Genomic DNA, 20,116 nt, shown 5'->3' on the forward strand with positions numbered 1-20,116 from the left:
GGTTTACTTTTTCCGTTATCCACCCTAGTGGTCCGTTAGGATCTTTCACCTTATGATAATCTCAATAAATTAGAAAAATGCGTCTAGCACTTTCCCACTGTTTTCCAGTCTTAGGATTCCTTCTAAATACTACTATGAAATAACTTGATAATCTCTATAAGTTTTAAGGAAATATTAAATGTGTGCAGTCACTTCTTTTATCCATTTAATGATATGTTTCCTCAACACGAAAAGCATCAGGGCTAGCGTTGTGACGCCGTTGAGTGAAAGCTCTAGATCAAGGTGTGACATGCTAGTTGGTTCAGAGAAGCTTCTTCCAAGAAGCGACCCCGAGTTGGGGTAAGACGTAATCGGAACGGCATTCATGGTACCGTTAAGCTTCAGGTTAACCGGTATCAAGATAACACCAGCTAAAAGGGAAATAGAGTCCCCCGTGAAACGTAGCTGAAGCTCTCCGCTGTCCCTGATCTCGCCGGCGCAGTAGAAGTTCAAGTTCATGGAGGAGTTGGTATTCACAGAAACAGAGGTGGTTCCGTTGAAGACGCTGAACACCCCTCCTCCGGGGAGAGAGACGTATTCGAATATGACGCGGTAAACCCCTTGGCTGACGTTAAGGTTAAGGAAAGAGTTGTTTCCTACTTCATAAAAGAAGAGGTAAGGGTATGCGTTCTCCACGTCCAATATCTCATAAGTGGTGTATATAGAATCCGTAAAGTTGGTAGGATAAGGTAGGTGTTTGACTTCGAGGCTAACAGGCTTTATTCCGTACTCTTTGTAGTAAAGGAATGCAATTCTCTCCGCTTGGTTACCTCCCAGGATTCCTCCTAAATACTTGGGACTGATGGAATACATCAAGTATTCAGGCAAAACATTGACGGATTTGTTAAGCCCCAAGAGTTGGTTGAAGCTGGTGTAAACGTAAACTGGTGAGTTTATCTCGTAAGTGAAGTCCATGTTTTTGTACACCGTTATGTTTCCTTCACTCCACACCGGGATCAAGTTAGTGACATTGGGTTTCATTCCTTCCGTAACCACGTACTGGAAACCTAGGGCGTTTAGTTCCTCCGCCGAAACCTGCGTGAAGGGGAGGGAAGCTTGTTTGTGATTCATGAAACCGTACGGATCCAGATCGTGGGGTAGATCGTCAAGATACGAAGAGTAGCCAACTCCGTAACCCAGGAAAGCTACGTCCCCTTGACTTCCCTTCAGGAAGTCAGCTAGGTTCATCATGATGGGAGGTGGGTCATGTGTCACGTATTCCCCGAAGTAATTTCCCGACAGGACTGCTGGGGACGAGAATATCCCCTGAGATACCAGAACCATCACTAGTACCGGTAAAAGTATCTTCCTCTTAGACATCTCCCCTAATACCATGGCTACCAACAAGAATAGGGGAGCCATGACCATCTCAGAGATGTAAGTCGGTAAGATAATCCACAAGTATCCGTATGCGAAGGTGTTCTGTAGCACGTGTAGTAAGGGATAAATCAAATCAAGAGTTATCGTGAACGGACCTAGAGGTACAGTGGACGTGATGAAAAGCACAGTGAAGAGATAAAGGAAGAGAAGGTAAGTGGAGATGGACTTTCTCTTTTTTAAGAAGAGGTATCCCAGGATTCCTGTCTCAATGAAGATAAAGGAAATAGGGTAGAAAAAGAACAAGTTCCCCGTGTAGAACGTCACGTCAGGATTGAATACGCCTATACCCCTCATCGACTCTAGGATAGAATAAGTCTGATAGTTTATCCAAAGCTGACCGCTTTCTATATCAAGACTGAGCTGGGAATAATAACTATGGCCAAGGAGAAGGTAAAGGAAAACTCTGCTCTCCAGGAGGAGGTACGGGATCACCGATTTCAGGAAAGTATAGAAACCTCTTTTATACAAGGTCATGGTCAGTACAATGAAGAGAGTGAAAACGAAACCTCTAGGGTCAGTTGATGAAACTGCCGAAATGATGGCTAGGAGAAGGTAGTTTCCCTTCTCGAGGGCGTAGTCCGCTCCCGTTATTGTCGCTGGTAGGAAAGCGTAGAAGGAGGCGTAGTTATACCAGTGTGAGAAATAGAAAGCCGTAGGTGAGATAGCGTAAAGGAAAGCCAAGGAGGCTGAAATCAGGATTACCCTAATTCCGTAAAGCCCCGTTTTCCTAAGTAAGTATCTCGATGCGAAATACATGGAAGGCACAGCCAAGGCAAACGGGAAAATGAACTGTCCGATGTAATCGAACATCATGAAAGAAAGGATGCCTACTCTCATCAACCCATCCATGAAAAGTATGAACACATCCATGTCTAACGGGAAACACGATAAGGCATATGATGCTCTCTCTGGAGTAGCGTAGAAAGGAGGGTAATAATCTCTATCAAATATGAAACCAGGCTTTCCTACTATCGAGTGAAGCGCAATGATAGGTGTTATCACAGTAAGTACAGTGACGATGGCTAAGTCGAGTTTCAATGAGAGCGTAAAGCGTAGCGTCTGCTTAAGCATGTTTTATCCTCCTAATTACAATAATTAGAGGTATTGCAATTAAATTGAAAGGTATTATGCAATCGCGTATTAAGAACAAGAAGTTCTGGTTTTCTTTGATATTTTCTAGGGCAGAAAAGGGTTTAAGTCCTGGAGGTATTACTGGTTCTTCATCAAGGAAACTTGTTGGAATAAGGTTGTAAGTAGCGTTTCTAATTAGATCTCTTTCATCATTAGTTTGGGTTATTATAATTTTGGATGGAACACCGGAAGAATTTACAAAATATGTGCACTGAATAATTGCTCCACAAAAGCGTTCGGTTCCATAGTATGTAAACACTCCGTTGTCTTCACCATTTAGACTTAAATTTAAAACCCTTTGGAGATTCCCCTTACCTAGCAGGTAAGTAGGTATATAATAGAATGACTTTGGGTATGACAAATTATCTAGTTCTGACGACGTAGGGAATTCTATGGAGTTATTCATGCATATTATGTTAACGGAGAAAACGAAAGTACCGTTGTTATTGATCTTTGTAACGTTTTCTATTAGTAATTTACAAATTATTTTGCTCTCTCCAGCTTCCGGAGAGATCAACGATCTTATCTTGTATTCTACGAATGATCCCTGGCTTAAATGCGGTATTAACGACGGATTTGTTAAGACGGAAATTACCATCAAAGTGACTGTAAGGATGATGGTAATTCGCATAAAATATATAGAAAAACTTGTCTAAAAATCTTTACCTACTATCTTACTAGAAAATAAAAATTATGTTTCTCTTATACTCATTATTAATTTCCTTTTCTAAATATAAAAATAATAATTATAGCAATAATGGCTGTGCCTATGATGTATTCATCTATGCGCTCTTGAGTTGTAACTATTGTATTGACGAAGTTTACGTCTGTAGGTGTCTTAAGTTGATATGAATAAGATGGTATAGAGGCCGACGAATTACCTATATTTGTGGATACTAACGTGACACAAGTCGACGAGACTAAAGCTCCTGAACTGGTTTGATTGAAGACGATCTTGTATGCAACTCCATTAGGCATGAAATAATAAATACCTAATACATTAACATCTTGGATGGAGTTAGAAGATGCATAAATATAATATCCGTCTTTTATATCTTCGAATGTAAGCCCGCTTATATTTTGCCCTAGAAGTGTAGGAGATATATAACGCATACCTATGCAGTAAGAAGAATTCCCAATTGTAAAGATTCTTAATCCAATATGTTGAATTGAAGAACAATCTATATCAGTTGAATTTAAAAGGATAGACCCGTTTTGAAAAACTTGTTCAACCACGTTTATGTAAATATTTGTCAAGTTATATTTATAAGGGTAGTAAATATGATCAGTTGATTTATACACTGTAAAACTACCTTTTTCAAGGTAGGCATTTGGTGTTATGGCTTGCAGATTTAGGTGAACTAACATTGCTAGTAAAAAAAATAAAAAGATACCATATAATTTTCTGTTCATTATTATAATAACTGATTTGCCAGTATTTAAGTCTTGACTTCAAAACAAAGAAAGATAAAAAAAAGAAGACCTATAAAATATTTTTTTAGATAAAAATATTTTTATTGATAGGTTGCTGAGATTGCCACGCTCTGCCCATCAGAAAGGCCTAAGGTTACGGTGTAGGTTCCTCCTGGGTTGAGAGAGGCTGAGGTAGGTAGGGTAATGGTCAGTGATGTAGTACCTGGGCTTATTGGTATGTTGGCAGACTCTAAAGCTCCATTTACTCCCACAGAGTCTATGACTGTATTCCCTGTGGAAGTCAATACTACACTGAGAGTTGTACCACCGTTGGTTATGTATGCAGCTCCGCTCTGTTGTACTGTAGGTGCACCGCCGAAGCTCAGGAAGCCGAAGGCGAAAGCAACGACTATTAGAGCTATCAGAACTGAAGCTATGACTAATATCAGGGCTGTTACAGCGCCTGACAGACCTTTCCTGTTTTTCCTACTCTTTATGAGGAGACTTTTCATGTTCTCTGAATCTTTTCTATACATTTCTTCTATTTAAGCTTTTCTTATTAGTTAAATCCGATACCTATCCATTTAAAGTAATTTATTATTTTATCATCATTAAATGTATTTAATATTTGTATTGGGACTGTCTTGATAGAAACACTTTTTATATCAGCAATAGTTAAGACGAAATTCTCAGAGGGTTATAGAGAATGACGAAAGTGAAAATAGAAAAGACAGGAAAAACAGTGCTCTCTATAGTAAAATATGTTCTTCCATTAACGTTTTACATCACATGGGTTCTCTATTTCCTATACCTTCTGCCTAGTTCCGTCATTTTCCCTTCTGCTCTAGTTACCTTGATTTCCACGTTGTACTTATTCCGCAATCCACTTTACACTTGGCTCAAGAAGTGGCCTACCCTGACTTCTGTAGTATTCCTTTTCACTTTCTTCGTAACGTTGTGGATGTACCTGAAATATCTATCCTTCGAAGTGTACGCCTTTGACCTTGGAACGTTCCAGCAGTCCCTTTATACTACCGTGTTCTCTCACAGGTGGTTCTTGGACAACCCAGACATGGCAACTTTTTACGGCACTCACCCTGAAGGTTACGTTTCCATCTGGAACATCCTTTTCTCTCCCTTCATGTTGTTATTACTCCCTGAATATGCCTTGTTCCCTTCTCCAGTAACTCTCTTCTTCATTCAAGCTTTAGCCATTTCTTCTTCATCTATCTTACTCAGGGAAGTATCTACAGGATGGCTAGGGGAGTCCAAGGCAAGGGTTCTCTCTTACCTCTGGTTCGCCTACCCTTTCACCTACTTTTCAGGCTTTTACGACTTCCACTTAGAGTCTTTCATACCATTCTTCACCTTCCTTACCTTACTCTCTATACAGAGAGGGGGAAGGTTGTTCAGAGCGAGTTCCCTCGTTGTATACCTGACAATAATTAAGGCTACTCCTTTCCTCATGATAGCCTTGTTACCTTGGTTGTACAGGAAGAAGCTCATAGGCAAAAATGTTGTAGCATATATGTTTACGTCTATCTTCTTCGCCTTTTTCGACGTGATAATGGAAAGAATACCTTACGACGGTAAGCTGACACATTTTTACGTGTTAGGAGTTAAAGTTCCCTTGCTGAGTGAGAGTTACGTTTTCCATTACATACCAATATTGTTGTATCACCTTGCCCCGCAACTGGGAGTTACCATCCTTTCCTGGTTCGTGGGGGTTCTCTTCCTCCCCTTGTTTTCCCTGTCAATCCTCCCTGCCTTGGTATGGATGGGTGGAGGGCTCATCACGTGAGACCTGCTTTACGTGAACGGATTTTATCAGTATGGTAACATAATTTTACCATTCATCTTCTTGGGAATCATGGACTTCGCCAGTAGACACGACTTCGATCTGAGGTATCTGATACCTACTTCTCTAATCACCGGGCTCGTGGTACTTACTTTATCCTTCCACTATGGATTAGGTTTCATAACTACTGCATACTCCCTCCAAGTACCTCACTTGAACCAGGAAGATGAGGGGCTCTCTAACTTCCTCTCAAAGATACCCAGCAACGCATCTCTCTTAGTAAGCTCGCGGGTCTTTCCACACGTGGCTGACGATCCTAACGCTTACATCGTTACGCCTCCTTGGGTAGTACCTGAATACGTGGTATTGAACACGACACCTTCCTCTCATACCTTTGAGCAATTAAGGGAGGAAGGTTACGTCGTAGTGTATAACGCTTCGAATTGCCTCGTTATGTATCATGAGAAGTGAAAGGATTGGAGCACTCCTCTACTCGACTCCCTGTTTCGTCACGCTATAGATGGGACGAGGTCAAAAACTCCTTGAGAGTAGTTTCAACAGGGGAAATCAACTTCTTTTTATGATTTCTTTGATGAATTTTCTAATGAAGGAGAGGGATCTATTGATAGTCGGAGGTGACAGTTAGAGGAGGTGACTTACAAAGACGAGGCCCTAGCTTTTTATGATAATAGGTCCTGACACAGAAGTTATATCTATACGTCTCAGCAGGGCGTAACGTAGATGAGATCCAGAGTTCATAACGTAGCTTGAAAACGCGGGTCTGTGTATTACGAATTATGAAAAGCAACAATATCTACAGAGTTATTGAGGCGTTGTAGAAGAATAGTTAAGCGCTTCCACAATTCTCCTTATGTAGGGAAAAAATGCAGAGATTGAGTGCTTAATCTGTGTTTAGATAAAGGTTGAGATACACACTTTTTTAACTTTACGTGGGTTAAGGGGGCGAAAGTCCCCGCTATCAGAGCATCAACATTTGATCTGTCAGCAATGGCTAGACAGTTCGTGTGTGTGATGAGTTGAGCCAATGTTAAGAGCTAATAAAACTATGATGTGAATAGTCGTCTCTACTCTTTGCTGTCTAATGGGAAAAGTATAAACTCACTCTCTCATATTTTTACATAAAGTGAACTACATGGATGACGTAAAGGAGATCATAAATGGTGAGTGACCCTGAACTAATGGATGTCCTGACACAGAAGGTAGGAGAGAGACTAAAGGAAGACAAACTCGTGACGGACGTTGAAGGTTTGAAGAAAGACGTCTCCGAACTCAAGGACATGGTCGCACGCAATGTCAGGGAAACCAATGACCTTAAGGTTCGGGTAGAGACACACAACAAGATACCGAGGAGCACTCAAAAAGCATAGAGGAGAACACTAAGGCAATAAAGGAGATGCAAGCTCAAGTATGGGAAGCAATCAAGAGGATCGACGAGAACTCTAAGAGGATAATAGAGCTAAATGAAAGAATGGATGAGCGTTCCCACGTCATTGAGGAGCACACGAAGGTTATCGCAGAACAATCTCGTAAATAAACATTTCATATGAATTAATGTTATGATAAACCTAGTCATGAGCCAGTTATAATACTTCTTAACTATAGTAAGTGTAAGCGTTTAAGCTAACTCCGTCGCTAAAGCCTAGGATTACGTTATAGTGTTGCCCTTGTTGAGGAATGAAACCAGGAGCAGACAGACGTTTAAGTTGTTCTCTACCTGGATCTCCAGGCTCAGTGTTTCCATTTTTCCATTCATGCTCACAGAGTCAACGTTCACTTTCCTGAAGATGAAACTACTCCAATGAGGAAATATGTTCCGCCTTTTTCACTATTCTCATTGATCCATCCTGTTTAACTGTAGGTGTGGAGGTGTAAGTAATCGTGGAGAAAGTGAAACCTATTACCACAAATGAGATCACGACAGAAGCTGTGATAAGTACAAAAGGTTAAAGGGGCTGATATAGCTTTCTTGGTCTTTCCTTGTTTCATACTAATGCCTCTTCATTTATCCATAGAAGTCTTCTTGGATTATTATCTTTAATAAAATAATTTTTGGCATTACCTGGTGTACAGCTTTAGTTAATTTAGAACTGGAAAAGTAATCGGTTGGAGGTAGTATTTTCAATGGATATCAAAAACTACTATTAGTAATAATATTATATTTTACTTCATCACCCTTCTCTATTCCGATTTTAAACTACTCATTTTTTATAGAATTATGATAACACTAAAATAATATTATAATTTACAATAAAGAATCAAACTACTTATAAATAAAATTAGATAAATTCCTCATTTATTGTCACATAAGTAAACGAATAAGAGCTAATATTCAAGCACGAACTATTCACCTCAATCAGTGCTTGGGTCGCATTGATGAGCTCGGTTCCTTCTACGTAACCAGTGAAGGGTCTAGAGAAACTGATATTGTATACGCCCGGTTCTACTGTAAAGCTTTGGTTATTGTTCGGATAGACGAAGAAGGAAGCATTAAAAGGTAGGAAGGCTAGTACACTCTGCTCAGTCCTAGATAGAGCTACATAAGGTGGAATTTCAGCAATTACATGATACCCGTTTTTAATATAATGATTTATCTGATTCGAATGAAAATAAATGCAGTCAAATACGTAATTAGGAGTGACATTGGGAGGTGCTTCACAGAAAGTGTACATACTGTTCGCTAAATGTGGAAAGATGGAGTTAGAGGCTACGATAACCCCAGACATATGTGAAACCACTTCATTTATACTGGCGATCTTTTGGTCTATGTGAGGTATTTCAAGTGACGCTATGCCCCTATCATACCCGTATACAGATGTTAGTGCTGCAATCGAACTAATAACGAGAAATGATATCACCAAAGATAACTTAAACGAGTTAATATTAATGTTTATATTAGAAACTGAAAAAGCAATGAAAAGGAACGGTATAACGATGAAGTTATACTGGTATAAATCGTTGTAATAAGGAACGTAAAGCGAGAACCATGAATATGCTAGCCATACCCATGCTGGTAGCATTTGTAAAGGTTTACTCAGAGGTAACAGAAGTAATGGAGCTAGGAGAAACAAAAGATACATAGACTCTAAAGGAATGTTATACAAAACATGGAATAAGTTATAACGTAAGCCAAAATAATGGAAAGAGGTCGTAGTAAGAGCATTCTTAACCAAGTACAGCTTACCGTCGTAAGGTACTTTCTCCATGAGTGTAGAGAAACCAAGGTAGAGCAAAGCACCCGCCCCGGAAATCAGAGCTACAATTTTCTCTCTGGTTTCTCTATATAAGAAGGGGATAGAGAAGAGGAAGAGGACTGGTGTGACCTTGATGATGGTGAAGTACGTGACGAGCAAGGGCCACATATACCTCCACCTCATGGTCAGGTAGAAGTAAAGCGTGATGAAAGTGAAGAAAGGTATGAAAGACTCGAGGTGAAAGTCGTAGAACGACGAGAGGTAGAGGAAAGGGTATCCCAAGTAAACGTATGGCACGACCCTAGAGGCGCGTGGGTTCAGGACCTCCACCAGTTTCTTCAGTGGGACTGACGCTGTAGTGACCACTAATGCCTCGACTGTGAAGAGGGTCAGAGGCGATGGGAAGAGAGCGTAAAGCGGTAGGAGGAGCAACATGAAAGGGGAGAACAGAATGTTCCACAGAGACACATATCCCTGAGGATGAGACCCGTAAAAAGTAACCATATCTGGGTTGTCCAGGAACCATCTGTGCGAGAATGCTGTTGTGTATAACGACTGTTCAAATATGCCCAAGTCGAAAGCGTAAGTCTCGTATGAGAGATACTTCAAGTACATCCAAAGGATCATGAAGGACGAAATCGTCAAGGATACAGCGAGGAGCTTCCATTCATACTTCACTACACGGATTATCTTTCTCACGAGCAGAAACGCTGCAGATGACACGGTGACGATCGAAGCAGGGGCTAGGGCAAAGTACGAATCAGGTATGACACGCAGGAAGGCCAGTGCCCAAACCACGTAGAAAGTGGAAGGTATGACATATTTAGCTTTTTCAATCTTCATGAAAAAGAGTATATCTCATGTTTTAAAACTTTATCTTAGTTTTTAAGAGAGGCAGAAGACCTTCAAAAGAGGTAGATAGCCATTGCGTTCGAATAATATTTCTTCTAGTCGTTATAAATTTTGACGGTATTTACTAACTGAGTAATACTCATTGGATGCATTGAGGAGGATCAGTGAGGTATGGCTCTACCTTAACTAATCCCTGGAATGGATAAGGTCACGTGAGATTTAGGATTGGATGACACATTGTGGGGTCACCTCATCGGCAACTATGGAGCATGAAAATCATCACGGTAGAGCCAAAATTGAAATAATCGAATAAATCTATGCAAAAGATCATATGGGATTATTCAAAAGTAAGATCTAATAGAATAAAATTTTGAATTTTTATTTGAGTTAGAGTGGAGGGTAATACTTAACTGTGACAAGAACCGTGTAGAACATATGAATGTGAAACCCTAGATAGATTACCATAAATGTTTGGTCACTTTAGGTTTATCAAGGCATAAGACTCTTATAACTTCTGGGGGAGAAGTATACTTCTGGAGGAGAAGTTGATTTTAGATGAGAGGCCTAAGAGCAGGAAGGAGGACTTGTTCGACAGAGACGAGGAACTTGGTCTGCTGTTGAAAGCGATCAGGGATGGGAAGCCTTTGATCCTCCTGACGGGGATAAGGAGGATAGGGAAGACCTCCGTGTTTCAGGTCGCATTGAACGAGTGGGGAGGGTCCTCAGTGGTGTTGGACTGCAGGAAGCTCAAGGAGAACTACGGCAGGAAAGACCTTTACTCTCTCCTTTCAGGAGCGCTATCGAGGACAGAGAAAATCAGGGATCTGTTGTCAAAAGTCCAAGGGGTAAGCGTGGTGGGGAACTACGTTGAGTTGAAGTGGGGAGGAGAAAGATACGTTAGCCTAGCTGACCTCTTCGACCACCTCAATGAAAGGAAAGTGATCGTAGCTATAGACGAGGCCCAGAAGCTCAGAGGTCCCCTATCCTCGGAAGTGAAGGACGCCATAGCTCACGCCTACGACTACGATAGGAACGTCACTTTTCTCCTCACCGGATCTGAGGTAGGGCTCCTCAGGGAATTCCTGGGGGTAGACGACGAGGGGTCGCCTCTCTTCGGGAGGCATTACGTAGAGGTCGAGCTTTCCAGGTTCACAAGGGAGAAGAGCGAGGAGATGTTGAGGAAGGGTTTCGCTGAGGTAGGCGCTGAGGAGGGAGGAGTGGGGGAGCTGGTTGACGCCTTCGACGGTATCCCTGGGTGGCTCGTATTCGCCGGGTTAAGGTACGTCCAAGGTAAGCCCATAGAGGAGGTAAAGGACTTGGCTTCCAAGTTAGCACTGAACGAGATGAGGGGACTCTCGAGGAGGGAGAGAGAGGTCTTGAAGTGTATCGGGAAAGGAAGGAAGGGCTGGAAGGCAATGAAGGAGTGCGTGGAAGAGATGGAGAGGTCCACTGTGTCCACAAGTGTCCTAGACAGAGCGTTGAGGAACTTGGAGAAGATGAGCCTCGTGAGGGACTACTCGTTCCTTGACCCGGTGTATGAGGAGGCATCGAAAAGGCTGTAAAACGCAGGGCAATAGAGAGGAGATTCGTACTAACGTGAAGATAGACTTGCAGAGTTGAAACTATTCACGGAATAGATAAAAAACCATCAACCACGTGATCCAGCAAGGTTAACAAGTAACTCCTAGGTATTTAAAGCACGGGTTACGCGTCTGCTCACCATCAAGTCGTACAACATTTATCGAAAAAAAGTCAGATCGCTTCTAGTGTAAAAAGAGAAGTCTATCTTGAGGTCGTGAGTTCAAGGGTGCATCGAAAGTGCAAACGTCGGCTCATGGCCTTGTGAAGGTGAACTCTCATATTCTTATATTCGTGAATATATATTCCCCAATATATGTTTGACATAGAAAGGAGAGAATGTGAAGAGATAAAGAACGTAATGGGTTGGAAGCTGATTTACGGAAGGAGGAAGGTCGGGAAAACATATCTAGCTAGGAAGTGTCTTGACTACGATGATTACTACTTAATTTCTAGAAATTTGAGCATAATTCGTGGAGACGAAGAACTTTCCTTAGACGAGGGGATAAGGAGAGTTGTGGGTGAGTTGAAAGGAGGCAAAAAAGTGATATTCGATGAATTTCAAAGGTTGCCCGAAAAATACCTCGATCAGATAGCAACGGCTTATCCTAATGGTACTTTAACACTCTTGGCGAGCTCACTGGGAGCTGTGAGCAAGGTCGTTGAAAGGAACAGCCCCCTTCTTGGATACGTCGTACCTTACAGAATGGGGGTAGTGAAGTTCAGCGACGCCGTGTTAAGCGTTAAAGATCCCTTTAAGGCTTTACTTTTCAGGGATCCTTGGACTGTTCAACACGCAACGGGCTGGAGTGACATAGAGAGAAACCCTCAATCATTCTACTATATTACAAAAGGTCTGATTGGGGAAATCTTTCAGGAAGAGGACAGAAAGCTGACTAAAACGTATGAAGCGATACTTTTAGAGGTAGCTGAAGGTATGTGGAACACCTCAATGATTTCGGCTCGGTTACAGTCCAAGATGGACATGAATACCTCGAAAGCCTCTTCCTACATTAACACCTTGTTTAACCTTGGGCTCATAAAGAAGATCAAGGTATACAAGGGAGGAAAGGGAAGCGAGTGGTACTACGACCTCGATTCACCCATCATGGAAACTACCTTTTACGCCGAAGCCAAGTATAGGGTATCCGAAGGAACCAAGGTGGTATTAGATCTGACTTATCCTATTTCAAAGGAAATGCAATTCTCTATAGGGGAAATGCTGGCTGAGTATTACAACGCAGAGCTAGCTTACACCCCACAAGGCGATATAGACGTGGTTTTGCTGAAGAAGGGGAAACCATTCATCGCTTATGAAGTCAAGAACAGGTTCAGCGATAAGGAAGCGAGGAAAGCGATAGAGAGGATAAAGGATTTCGGAATTCCAAGAGCGGGTCTGGTTGGAGTGTTAGAAGATCCGCCCAGTTCAGAGGACTCAATAGGGCGGGATAGGTTGGTGGAGATTGCAAGAGAAATAAAGGAAGCCAGAAATAGAAACTAACCTGCGCATGCAAGTTAAGGAGAAATTACACTCTTTCTTTTTTTACATACATAGCTTTATCTTAAACGATGCTAATAGAGCTGAAGGTCTTGTGAGGTGATGAATAGTACTAGTGAATTACGAGTTTTCCGATATATCTATCGAAACCGGGACGTACAGAGCCCCGAAGCTAGTGACTACGTAGGTGTCTGTCCCTCAAAAGTCAGATGTTTGCTAGTCGCTAGATGGAGTTGGAAAGACTTAAAGACGTCTGAACTCCTTTGCAAGATAATGAAGTAGGAAGCTTGAGCTAATTTCACCACTTTCTCCGTGTCGAATTCGGTCAGGATTATCTTCACCTTAAGAGAGCTTAACATATCCTCTACCTTGCTGAAAGGGGAGTAATACGGTAGCGAATTTCTAAGCTTTGTTCAACCCTCTCACCCTCTCAGTGAAAACCCTTACACCCTCAAGACTGGGGATATGGTAGTACTTAGTCACTTATACCTAGCTTCACGATCTCTTCACTAGCGTGCTTCTTGGGTAATGCCTTATACAAAAAATTCCTATATTTTGAATTGAGACATATAAAAAGGAGAAAAGAGACCCAAAGTACTAAAAGGTTTCCTGATCTGGTCTGGGACAAATTCCCTTACTGAAATGGACTTTTTGACACGTTAACCTTCCATTATTGCATTCCCTTATAAACAAAGTTTAAATAGAACGAAAACTAGTCAAAAAATAGATAACATGGTGATTTCGAATGGATGATGTAGTAGAGGACATGATAGTCCTCATCGCGGTAGTTATAATTGGCCTGGTGATTGCTTCCTTTGCCTTCAGTTACTTCGTGCCCAAGATCAGCTTCTCTAATGCTGAGTCGCTCTCGAACAGCATGGCGTCCTCAATGAGCGTGTCGAACGGCCCTCTCCTGGTGAGCGGAGGAGAGGGAAGCGCACTCTTCGAGGCATATGACCCGTCTTACAACTATAACTATACCGTGATCGCGTTTGTAGAACCTTCCTCTTATGCTTCCTCAGTTGGGTTAGTAACCCCTTCTACCCCAACTACCTCGTCTTCCTTCCAAGTGATTATGCCTAACGGGAAGGTGGCGTCAACGGTGAACGTGGGGACAGTTTACTCACTTTCGGGAACAATACTTGTCACTTCAGGGGTAGGGTACACAGTGCCTGCTAACACTCCCTTCACAGTGAAAATACCTGCGAACTCAGGGGACATATTGGTAGTCTGGTTCCTCTACCAGGAGGACGGGTACACTTTCAGGGTAGACTACGCTTACAGCGGGGTGCCCTCATGATCGTGAACGTGAGTAAGGTAAAGAGAGGAGTAGCTGTAGCAGTGTTCATGCTGATCATGATCATAGTCCTTGTAGCTGTCCTAGTTCCAGCTTACTTCGTATTCGAGAGCACTCCCTCCTACTACCAGCAGGTGCATTACTCAGGGGAGTCGCAGCTCCAGGGTTACCAGAAACAAGAGGTGTTCAAAGGAGAGCCTTCAATTTACTATAACTCTAGCGAATCCCCTTACTTGGAGTTCAACTACTCCTCTGTTCCCATAGTTTTCAACATAAGCGAGGTATATTACTTCTCGCCTACCTCATCGCAATGGGTTGTAGCTGTTAACAACACGATGGTTGAGGGGAGTGGTGACTTGCCTTTACCCACGTCAGCTTTCAACAATCCAATTTTAATTGTGACAAGCGTCGGTAACATTTTCTTCCTCAACCCCAACTCCTCTATAGCTTCAGTATCGACTGTAGCCCTAGCAGGTAAATCTCCTGTGTATATCCTAGCAGTTGGGTTGAACGGTACCAACGTGATACCCCTCACAGCTGGGATAGTGTTTAACGGTCAGACCGCAAAGACCCCTGAGGTGTTTTACGTGGACCCCGGGACTTACACGCTCTCTGCAGAACAGAGCCAAGTCTTCATTGACGGGCTCACGGGTAATTTCTATCAGTGGACTTCTGTAGGCTCAGGAGGCGTCAGGTCTCCCACGTCTATGTCCACTGGGGTGTCAGTGTCAGGTCCCCTTATAATAACGCTAGAGTACAAGATGGTGTTCACCAAGTATGAAGTGACGTTTAGCGAAAGCGGGATACCTCTCAACGGGAAGATACAGGAAGGAACAGTGAGTATATGTCCCGTGAACTCCACTATCACTCTCGTGGTCGACAATAAGACGTACCAGCTCGGTCCTAACGGGCTTACCCTTGACCTCACATACGGTTATCACGAGGTACAGTTCCAAGACCCAGTTTACGAGTACTTCAACTACGATGCCCCTTCCATAGGGAAAGTCCCTTACGGGGAGATACAGGAGTACAAGATAAGCGGGAATGTTACTAACAGTAACGTCTCAGTTTCGGGCGAATACATTTTCGTTTCCGGGAACGGAGAGTTCTCCGAAAAATACGAATCGAGTGAGGTGTTATACGCTTTGATCACTGAGAATCACTTTTATCTGCCTCAAGGTTCTCTTTTAGAACAGAACAGTACTCCAATACTTGGGGACATTGCTGGTCAACTCATAGAGACAGAAATAGATGGTCAAACTGTAGTGTTAGGTCCTACTAAAAACTTCGAAAATGAGACATTGTACTATCCTTCAGGTACTAATATACAGGTAAATTATGACTATCTAGATTCAATTAGTGGAAAATTTGAGATAGATTTATCATATTATAAGGATTTACTTTCAAATCCTACTCTTATCGAGGTTTACTGCGCCGGAAACATGGTTAGCCATAAAGTAAACATCGCTAATTATCCAGATGTATCTTTTTCCTTTACCCTGTATTCCCCTACCCTCTTGGTAAATCAGGAGGAATGGAACGAAGGAGGTGTTACGTTATGACTCGACTTCCCCGTAGTAGAGGTATAAGTACTTCAATCTCCGTGTTGATACTCCTTGTGGTAGTCCTTTCAGTAGGTATTCCTTTCCTCTTCTACTTGGAGTACTCTTCTCAGTACTCACAAGTATCGTCGGCTATCTCTAACAACTACGTTACTCTGAAGGGAGACCAATACAAGAACGTGTTGGACGGTAAACCGGCAATACTTTACTCTAATGCATCCCTAGTTTTCCAGTTTGTGAACGGTACTTTCTCTTCACAGACGTCTTTCACCATCAAGAAGGTACTTCAATTCACCTCTTCGGGTTTCTGGCAGGAGATACCATCTGCCTGTGTGTCTTTTGAGAACGGTACCAAGGAGTACATAAATCTGGAGGGGCTAACTGTTAACACCGGGACTCAAATACAGTTTAAAGACTTAAGTGGTCCAGTAGCTATCGTAACGACTCTAGGTAACGTGTTCTACCTCACGCCTGAGTCCTCAATAGGTCCTTACGTGAGCGTGGGTAAGGGTGGGTTCACCATCATATCGCAAGCGGTTTCAAAACAGGGGTTAGTGGGGATACAGACTACCGTCGTGTCCAACATTAAGGGTGCCTATGCAGACTACAAGACGCCCGTGACCTTTGCGAACCTGACAGGGTCCTTTGTGGTAAACGAGCCTGAGCAGTACGTGTATTTCACCAACGCATCAGGAATCTACACTGCAGAGTTTCATAACTGGTACGTGATAGGTAACGCCTTGGTGACTGCTCTGAACTCCACTGCTGTGAGGGTTACTTTGGAGGGTTCATCAGCAGTCCTTGTGAGCAACTACACTGTACTGACTTCAAAGGTGACAGTGGACATAGTTAACAAATACTACTCCGAGACCGGTTCAGTATACATCGATGTGGACGGTCATGAATACGAAGTGGGGTCCTCGCTCCCTGTTCAGGTTAGGGCTGGGTACGTGAATATCACCGCGATAACTACCTCAACTTGTTTGAAACAGGACAACGGCGAAGAGAAGAGTTACTTTAACTTCTCTAACTTTACTTATAACGGAGTTACGTACAAGGGAACTGAGGCGTTAATACTCATCCCGCCCACATCATCATCTTCCACTGTTTACCTGAATTATTACAATGGAGTAAACTGCTTCCAAGTTACTATAGTGCAGAAAGTATATAACAACGGCTATCCTAATAACGTGAGTGGAATTGAACCGCAACCTAGCGAATACCCAGAAGAAGCTTATTTCAATGGGACTGGATATTCCTTAAATTCAATACCTAATACCTTCTGGCTAAAGCAGGGTAATTACAGCATTGGAGGTACAGGAAGTCCAGAAGGTGGCAACTCTTTGGACTGTTATATCGTCTATTATAATGATGATACTTATCAGTACTTCTCTGAAATTAATTGGATGTGCTATTACGTTCAAACGAGTTCTGGTGAGAAAGTAGCCAATGGCTACTATTATGTGGACTCCCCAGTTACTCTCTATTTCTATTACTACTTTGGTGTGGGTTATAACCCTATAATAGGTGTTTAACATGTTTCCATCTCCCCGTTTTACTAAGGCTCAGGCTAACCTTATCGCATTCCTCATCGCAATAGTCGTGATCTTGATCTTCGTGTTCGGGATCTTCTTCGCCATCTCAAACGTGTCCTCTCCTGCTCAACACAACTTGGACTACCACTCCGTGATCCAGCAACAAGTGAACGGAGGGGCAGTCCTCATCTACTACAACGCAACGTCAAATCCTTTTCTTTACGTGGTGAACTCCACCTCGGGTTACAAGCTCGAGGCGGTTTACGCGAACGAGGGTGGTGTGTGGGTTCAGGTATATAACACGCCTACACCCCTTTCACCAAAGGAGAAGATCTACCTCCCCGCCCAAGTGGCAGGGGACGAAGTGTCCCTTCTCCTGTTCGCTTATAACACCACCCAGTTCGCGTTCGCTACACCTAATTCAACGGTGGTATCATGAACGGCCCTACTCGTATAATTTTAATAGTAGCAACAGTCTTGATCTCCCTGGTTTTCTTTTCCCTATACTCGTTTTACGGGGCCATGTTCACGGGTCAAGCTAACGTAGAGAACACCTTGGTCTCTGAGGGAAAGAGCATATCGGTCTCTTTCTCTCCTACTTCCATAGTGAATAGCTCTTCATATACGGAACAAGTTAATGGACAGTACCTGAAGTTCGAGATAGACGTGCTTTCCTCTATAGATGGTCCGTTGCCTTGGTACATCGTAGTCCCGTTCGTACAGAACGGTACTTATAACCTAGATACCACATTCCAGAACGGCGGACAGAACGCTACCATACAAGGTATCTCCCCTATCACGCTCACAAAGGAGTACATCCCTCAGACTAACAGCTTCTACTCGTTCACCCTGAAGGGATATAACGTGAGTAACCTGCAGGTGTTCAATATCACAGCTAACATGACCAGGGGAGAGTCCCTTATCCTGTGGGTCTTCACAGAGTATGACGGTAAATTCTACAGGCTAGCAATAACTTACCTTACACCAAATGACGAGTCTATAGTTCCACCAAAGGGTACCGTGGGTCTTGAACTTTGCACTAACATATACGTGATACATCAGGATACCAAGAGTCCCGTGACTTTGCAGTACGACGGAAACACCATCTATTTGTCCAATAATTCCATCATCATAACTCCCATCCAAGTTTTACCAAAGGTAGCATCAGGAGACATTACCTTAAGCCTACCTCAAGGAACAGTGATTTCTAGCGGAGGGATGAAGATCACTCTCTCCTCACCCGCTTCGCTTAACCTTAACGGGAATGCGATTACGGAAGACTGTATTTACGACGCATATCTGCCTTTTTCCTCTTTCTTCACGGGATATCAAAGCGATAATGACAACATAGGAACCACTGTGGAGGATCCTAACCCAGAGCTTGAGTCGCAGACGCTAGCTCAGTGGTTTGTTGCAAGCGGTAACTTAGAGCCTATCACCCTTGTGACGGACAATAACCAATTCGAGCCTAATTACGTGTACATAACGAAATATCCTCCTGCAGGAGGTTACTTAGTATGGACCGGCGACGCTGGACTGATAGTCGGGGCACAATATAATCTGGAGGCCTCGCCTAATGCGCCTGGAACTTACAGTCCACCCTACTATGTTGCTTTCACAGTTCACCTCAGTAATGGGGAATGGGCTACTATAGTTTCCACGCAGCAGATAAGCGACAATGCAGGCGAGGAGAACGGCCAATCTTCCTCACCACTGGAATTAGCAGTTGGAGTTTACAACGCCTCTAACGGAGAGATGACCCTACTGCTCAACAACACTGTTGTTAGCGAGGCTCAAGTTCCATCGTCAATCAACCCTGCACTGCTCATTAACGCCACCAGTATATTCTCAGTAGGTGCTGTGTACAACGGTAGCAACAAACTTATTTCCTACATTCCTGGCATGGCAGGAGACTACTTTGATGGAGGGTCTCCGGTTTATTCCTTTAATGGTGCCCTCGGTCCTACTCTAGTTTACGGACAAGCACTTACTAAATCTGAAGCTCAGTCTATTTATCAGGGCGACGTTCCCGATCCTGCCGAACTTCAAGTCGTGTGGACTCAAAACACGGCACAATACGTGAAGGTGAACCCTCAAGACGGTTGGACGGTTCAACCTTGTTATGATTACTCAGGTAACGGACCCGGCGGAGGACCAGGAGGAGGACCAAGTACCATTGACTATTGTGTACCGAACTTGGCAGATACCTCGGAATACAACGGGCTCTGGGGACTCGCCGGTGCTATACCTACGTCGTTCGCACCATTCAGCGATCTAGTACTGTGGGGAGGAGTGTCTCCCTTAGTGCTTAACCCATCCCTATTGCTTAACACTCCCGTAAATGTGACCAGCGAGTATTCCGGTATCATTGCCCCTCAATCCTCTGGAGTGTACAACTTGAGCGTCAACTTTACAGATCCTCTCCCCGGCGCTACGGTGGAGAGAAGCCAACAAACAATCTCTTACGCTAACGAATACGCTAAGGTCTACTTGGACGGTAAGCTAGTCTTCGTGGGTAAGTTCACTCAACAGAATTTACAAGTGTTATACAGTAACGACCCATATTTCCTTAAGCACAACATCCCAGAGTTTCAGGCTAACCTGTCTGGTCCTGCTAACATATCGATAATCTTCTCCTTCAACATGGATAATTATATGTCGTCTTCACCACCCCCACCCGGTCCACCTTCACCACCCCCAAATCAGCCAGGTTCTTCAGGTTATCCAGTTATATACTTCGGAATGATGTGGCAGCCTCCGGGAGCACCGTGGTTCCAGTATATACCTTTAAGTAATCTGAAACCCCTGCTGGTGTGAAAAC

Annotated in this window: 18 protein-coding genes; 11 read left to right on the top strand and 7 right to left on the bottom strand. The window is 43.1% G+C overall.

Annotated features, from left to right (window positions below):
* Positions 1–174: 174 nt before the first annotated feature.
* The 4 genes from IC007_RS00525 to IC007_RS00540 form a co-directional block, all read right to left on the bottom strand.
* Positions 175–2,490, bottom strand: coding sequence for a hypothetical protein (locus IC007_RS00525; RefSeq protein ID WP_149528191.1), 2,316 nt, complete (start codon positions 2,488–2,490; stop codon positions 175–177).
* Entirely contained in the window at positions 2,483–3,148 is a 666-nt protein-coding gene (locus IC007_RS00530) for a hypothetical protein (protein WP_149528192.1), read from the bottom strand. The genes IC007_RS00525 and IC007_RS00530 overlap by 8 nt, the downstream gene beginning before the upstream one ends.
* Positions 3,149–3,264: 116 nt before the next feature.
* Positions 3,265–3,663, bottom strand: coding sequence for a hypothetical protein (locus tag IC007_RS00535; RefSeq protein WP_149528193.1), 399 nt, complete (start codon positions 3,661–3,663; stop codon positions 3,265–3,267).
* 401 nt (positions 3,664–4,064) lie between these two features.
* A complete protein-coding gene (locus IC007_RS00540) occupies positions 4,065–4,499 on the bottom strand; it encodes a DUF973 family protein (RefSeq protein WP_232048953.1) in 435 nt (144 codons plus the stop codon).
* Between the two features lie 170 nt (positions 4,500–4,669).
* On the opposite strand from IC007_RS00540, the gene IC007_RS14245 reads away from it, so the two are divergent.
* The 4 genes from IC007_RS14245 (at position 4,670) to IC007_RS13080 (ending at position 7,316) form a co-directional block, all read left to right on the top strand.
* Entirely contained in the window at positions 4,670–5,764 is a 1,095-nt protein-coding gene (locus tag IC007_RS14245) for a DUF2079 domain-containing protein (protein WP_149528194.1), read from the top strand.
* Positions 5,765–5,776: 12 nt separating this feature from the next.
* Complete coding sequence (locus tag IC007_RS14250) at positions 5,777–6,232, top strand: DUF2079 domain-containing protein (RefSeq protein ID WP_054845410.1); 456 nt, start codon at positions 5,777–5,779, stop codon at positions 6,230–6,232.
* 707 nt (positions 6,233–6,939) lie between these two features.
* On the top strand, positions 6,940–7,149 hold the full coding sequence (locus IC007_RS00555; protein WP_054845411.1) for a hypothetical protein: 210 nt from the start codon (positions 6,940–6,942) through the stop codon (positions 7,147–7,149).
* A 26-nt stretch (positions 7,150–7,175) separates the two neighbouring features.
* Complete coding sequence (locus IC007_RS13080) at positions 7,176–7,316, top strand: hypothetical protein (protein ID WP_156303732.1); 141 nt, start codon at positions 7,176–7,178, stop codon at positions 7,314–7,316.
* Between the two features lie 256 nt (positions 7,317–7,572).
* Here IC007_RS13080 and IC007_RS13985 read toward each other — a convergent pair whose 3' ends face one another.
* Both IC007_RS13985 and IC007_RS00560 read right to left on the bottom strand, forming a co-directional pair.
* Entirely contained in the window at positions 7,573–7,698 is a 126-nt protein-coding gene (locus tag IC007_RS13985; RefSeq protein WP_256202521.1) for a hypothetical protein, read from the bottom strand.
* A 360-nt stretch (positions 7,699–8,058) separates the two neighbouring features.
* Positions 8,059–9,816, bottom strand: coding sequence for a DUF2079 domain-containing protein (locus IC007_RS00560; protein WP_149528195.1), 1,758 nt, complete (start codon positions 9,814–9,816; stop codon positions 8,059–8,061).
* A gap of 554 nt (positions 9,817–10,370) precedes the next feature.
* Here IC007_RS00560 and IC007_RS00565 point away from each other — a divergent pair.
* Both IC007_RS00565 and IC007_RS00570 read left to right on the top strand, forming a co-directional pair.
* A complete protein-coding gene (locus IC007_RS00565) occupies positions 10,371–11,387 on the top strand; it encodes an AAA family ATPase (RefSeq protein ID WP_054845413.1) in 1,017 nt (338 codons plus the stop codon).
* A gap of 332 nt (positions 11,388–11,719) precedes the next feature.
* The gene (locus tag IC007_RS00570) at positions 11,720–12,904 is read left to right on the top strand and encodes an AAA family ATPase (protein ID WP_054845414.1); all 1,185 of its coding nucleotides are present in this window, start codon (positions 11,720–11,722) and stop codon (positions 12,902–12,904) included.
* Between the two features lie 176 nt (positions 12,905–13,080).
* On the opposite strand, the gene IC007_RS00575 is transcribed toward IC007_RS00570, so the two are convergent.
* A complete protein-coding gene (locus tag IC007_RS00575; RefSeq protein WP_054845415.1) occupies positions 13,081–13,260 on the bottom strand; it encodes a hypothetical protein in 180 nt (59 codons plus the stop codon).
* A 386-nt stretch (positions 13,261–13,646) separates the two neighbouring features.
* Between IC007_RS00575 and IC007_RS00580 the strand changes: the two genes are divergently transcribed.
* Genes IC007_RS00580 through IC007_RS00600 form a run of 5 tightly spaced genes read left to right on the top strand, consistent with a single transcriptional unit; the run spans position 13,647 to position 20,112 of the window.
* On the top strand, positions 13,647–14,201 hold the full coding sequence (locus IC007_RS00580) for a hypothetical protein (RefSeq protein ID WP_149528196.1): 555 nt from the start codon (positions 13,647–13,649) through the stop codon (positions 14,199–14,201).
* Positions 14,198–15,760 (top strand): hypothetical protein, encoded by a 1,563-nt coding sequence (locus IC007_RS00585; RefSeq protein WP_054845418.1) that lies wholly within the window; start codon positions 14,198–14,200, stop codon positions 15,758–15,760. The genes IC007_RS00580 and IC007_RS00585 overlap by 4 nt, the downstream gene beginning before the upstream one ends.
* Entirely contained in the window at positions 15,757–17,295 is a 1,539-nt protein-coding gene (locus IC007_RS00590; RefSeq protein ID WP_149528197.1) for a hypothetical protein, read from the top strand. Before IC007_RS00585 ends, IC007_RS00590 begins: the two co-directional genes overlap by 4 nt.
* 1 nt (position 17,296) lies before the next feature.
* Complete coding sequence (locus tag IC007_RS00595; protein WP_054845420.1) at positions 17,297–17,734, top strand: hypothetical protein; 438 nt, start codon at positions 17,297–17,299, stop codon at positions 17,732–17,734.
* Entirely contained in the window at positions 17,731–20,112 is a 2,382-nt protein-coding gene (locus IC007_RS00600; RefSeq protein WP_149528198.1) for a hypothetical protein, read from the top strand. Before IC007_RS00595 ends, IC007_RS00600 begins: the two co-directional genes overlap by 4 nt.
* The last annotated feature ends 4 nt before the right edge of the window (positions 20,113–20,116 follow it).

It is taken from the genome of Sulfuracidifex tepidarius (assembly GCF_008326425.1).
GTDB lineage: Archaea > Thermoproteota > Thermoprotei_A > Sulfolobales > Sulfolobaceae > Sulfuracidifex > Sulfuracidifex tepidarius.

Excerpts from the sequence above, each read along its gene's own strand:
- IC007_RS00525 (WP_149528191.1), bottom strand. The coding sequence starts at position 2,490 with ATGCTTAAGCAGACGCTACGCTTTACGCTCTCATTGAAACTCGACTTA.
- IC007_RS00530 (WP_149528192.1), bottom strand. The coding sequence starts at position 3,148 with ATGGTAATTTCCGTCTTAACAAATCCGTCGTTAATACCGCATTTAAGC.
- IC007_RS00535 (WP_149528193.1), bottom strand. The coding sequence starts at position 3,663 with ATGCGTTATATATCTCCTACACTTCTAGGGCAAAATATAAGCGGGCTT.
- IC007_RS00540 (WP_232048953.1), bottom strand. The coding sequence starts at position 4,499 with ATGTATAGAAAAGATTCAGAGAACATGAAAAGTCTCCTCATAAAGAGT.
- IC007_RS14245 (WP_149528194.1), top strand. The coding sequence starts at position 4,670 with ATGACGAAAGTGAAAATAGAAAAGACAGGAAAAACAGTGCTCTCTATA.
- IC007_RS00555 (WP_054845411.1), top strand. The coding sequence starts at position 6,940 with ATGGTGAGTGACCCTGAACTAATGGATGTCCTGACACAGAAGGTAGGA.
- IC007_RS13080 (WP_156303732.1), top strand. The coding sequence starts at position 7,176 with ATGCAAGCTCAAGTATGGGAAGCAATCAAGAGGATCGACGAGAACTCT.
- IC007_RS00560 (WP_149528195.1), bottom strand. The coding sequence starts at position 9,816 with ATGAAGATTGAAAAAGCTAAATATGTCATACCTTCCACTTTCTACGTG.
- IC007_RS00570 (WP_054845414.1), top strand. The coding sequence starts at position 11,720 with ATGTTTGACATAGAAAGGAGAGAATGTGAAGAGATAAAGAACGTAATG.
- IC007_RS00575 (WP_054845415.1), bottom strand. The coding sequence starts at position 13,260 with ATGTTAAGCTCTCTTAAGGTGAAGATAATCCTGACCGAATTCGACACG.
- IC007_RS00580 (WP_149528196.1), top strand. The coding sequence starts at position 13,647 with ATGGATGATGTAGTAGAGGACATGATAGTCCTCATCGCGGTAGTTATA.
- IC007_RS00585 (WP_054845418.1), top strand. The coding sequence starts at position 14,198 with ATGATCGTGAACGTGAGTAAGGTAAAGAGAGGAGTAGCTGTAGCAGTG.
- IC007_RS00590 (WP_149528197.1), top strand. The coding sequence starts at position 15,757 with ATGACTCGACTTCCCCGTAGTAGAGGTATAAGTACTTCAATCTCCGTG.
- IC007_RS00595 (WP_054845420.1), top strand. The coding sequence starts at position 17,297 with ATGTTTCCATCTCCCCGTTTTACTAAGGCTCAGGCTAACCTTATCGCA.
- IC007_RS00600 (WP_149528198.1), top strand. The coding sequence starts at position 17,731 with ATGAACGGCCCTACTCGTATAATTTTAATAGTAGCAACAGTCTTGATC.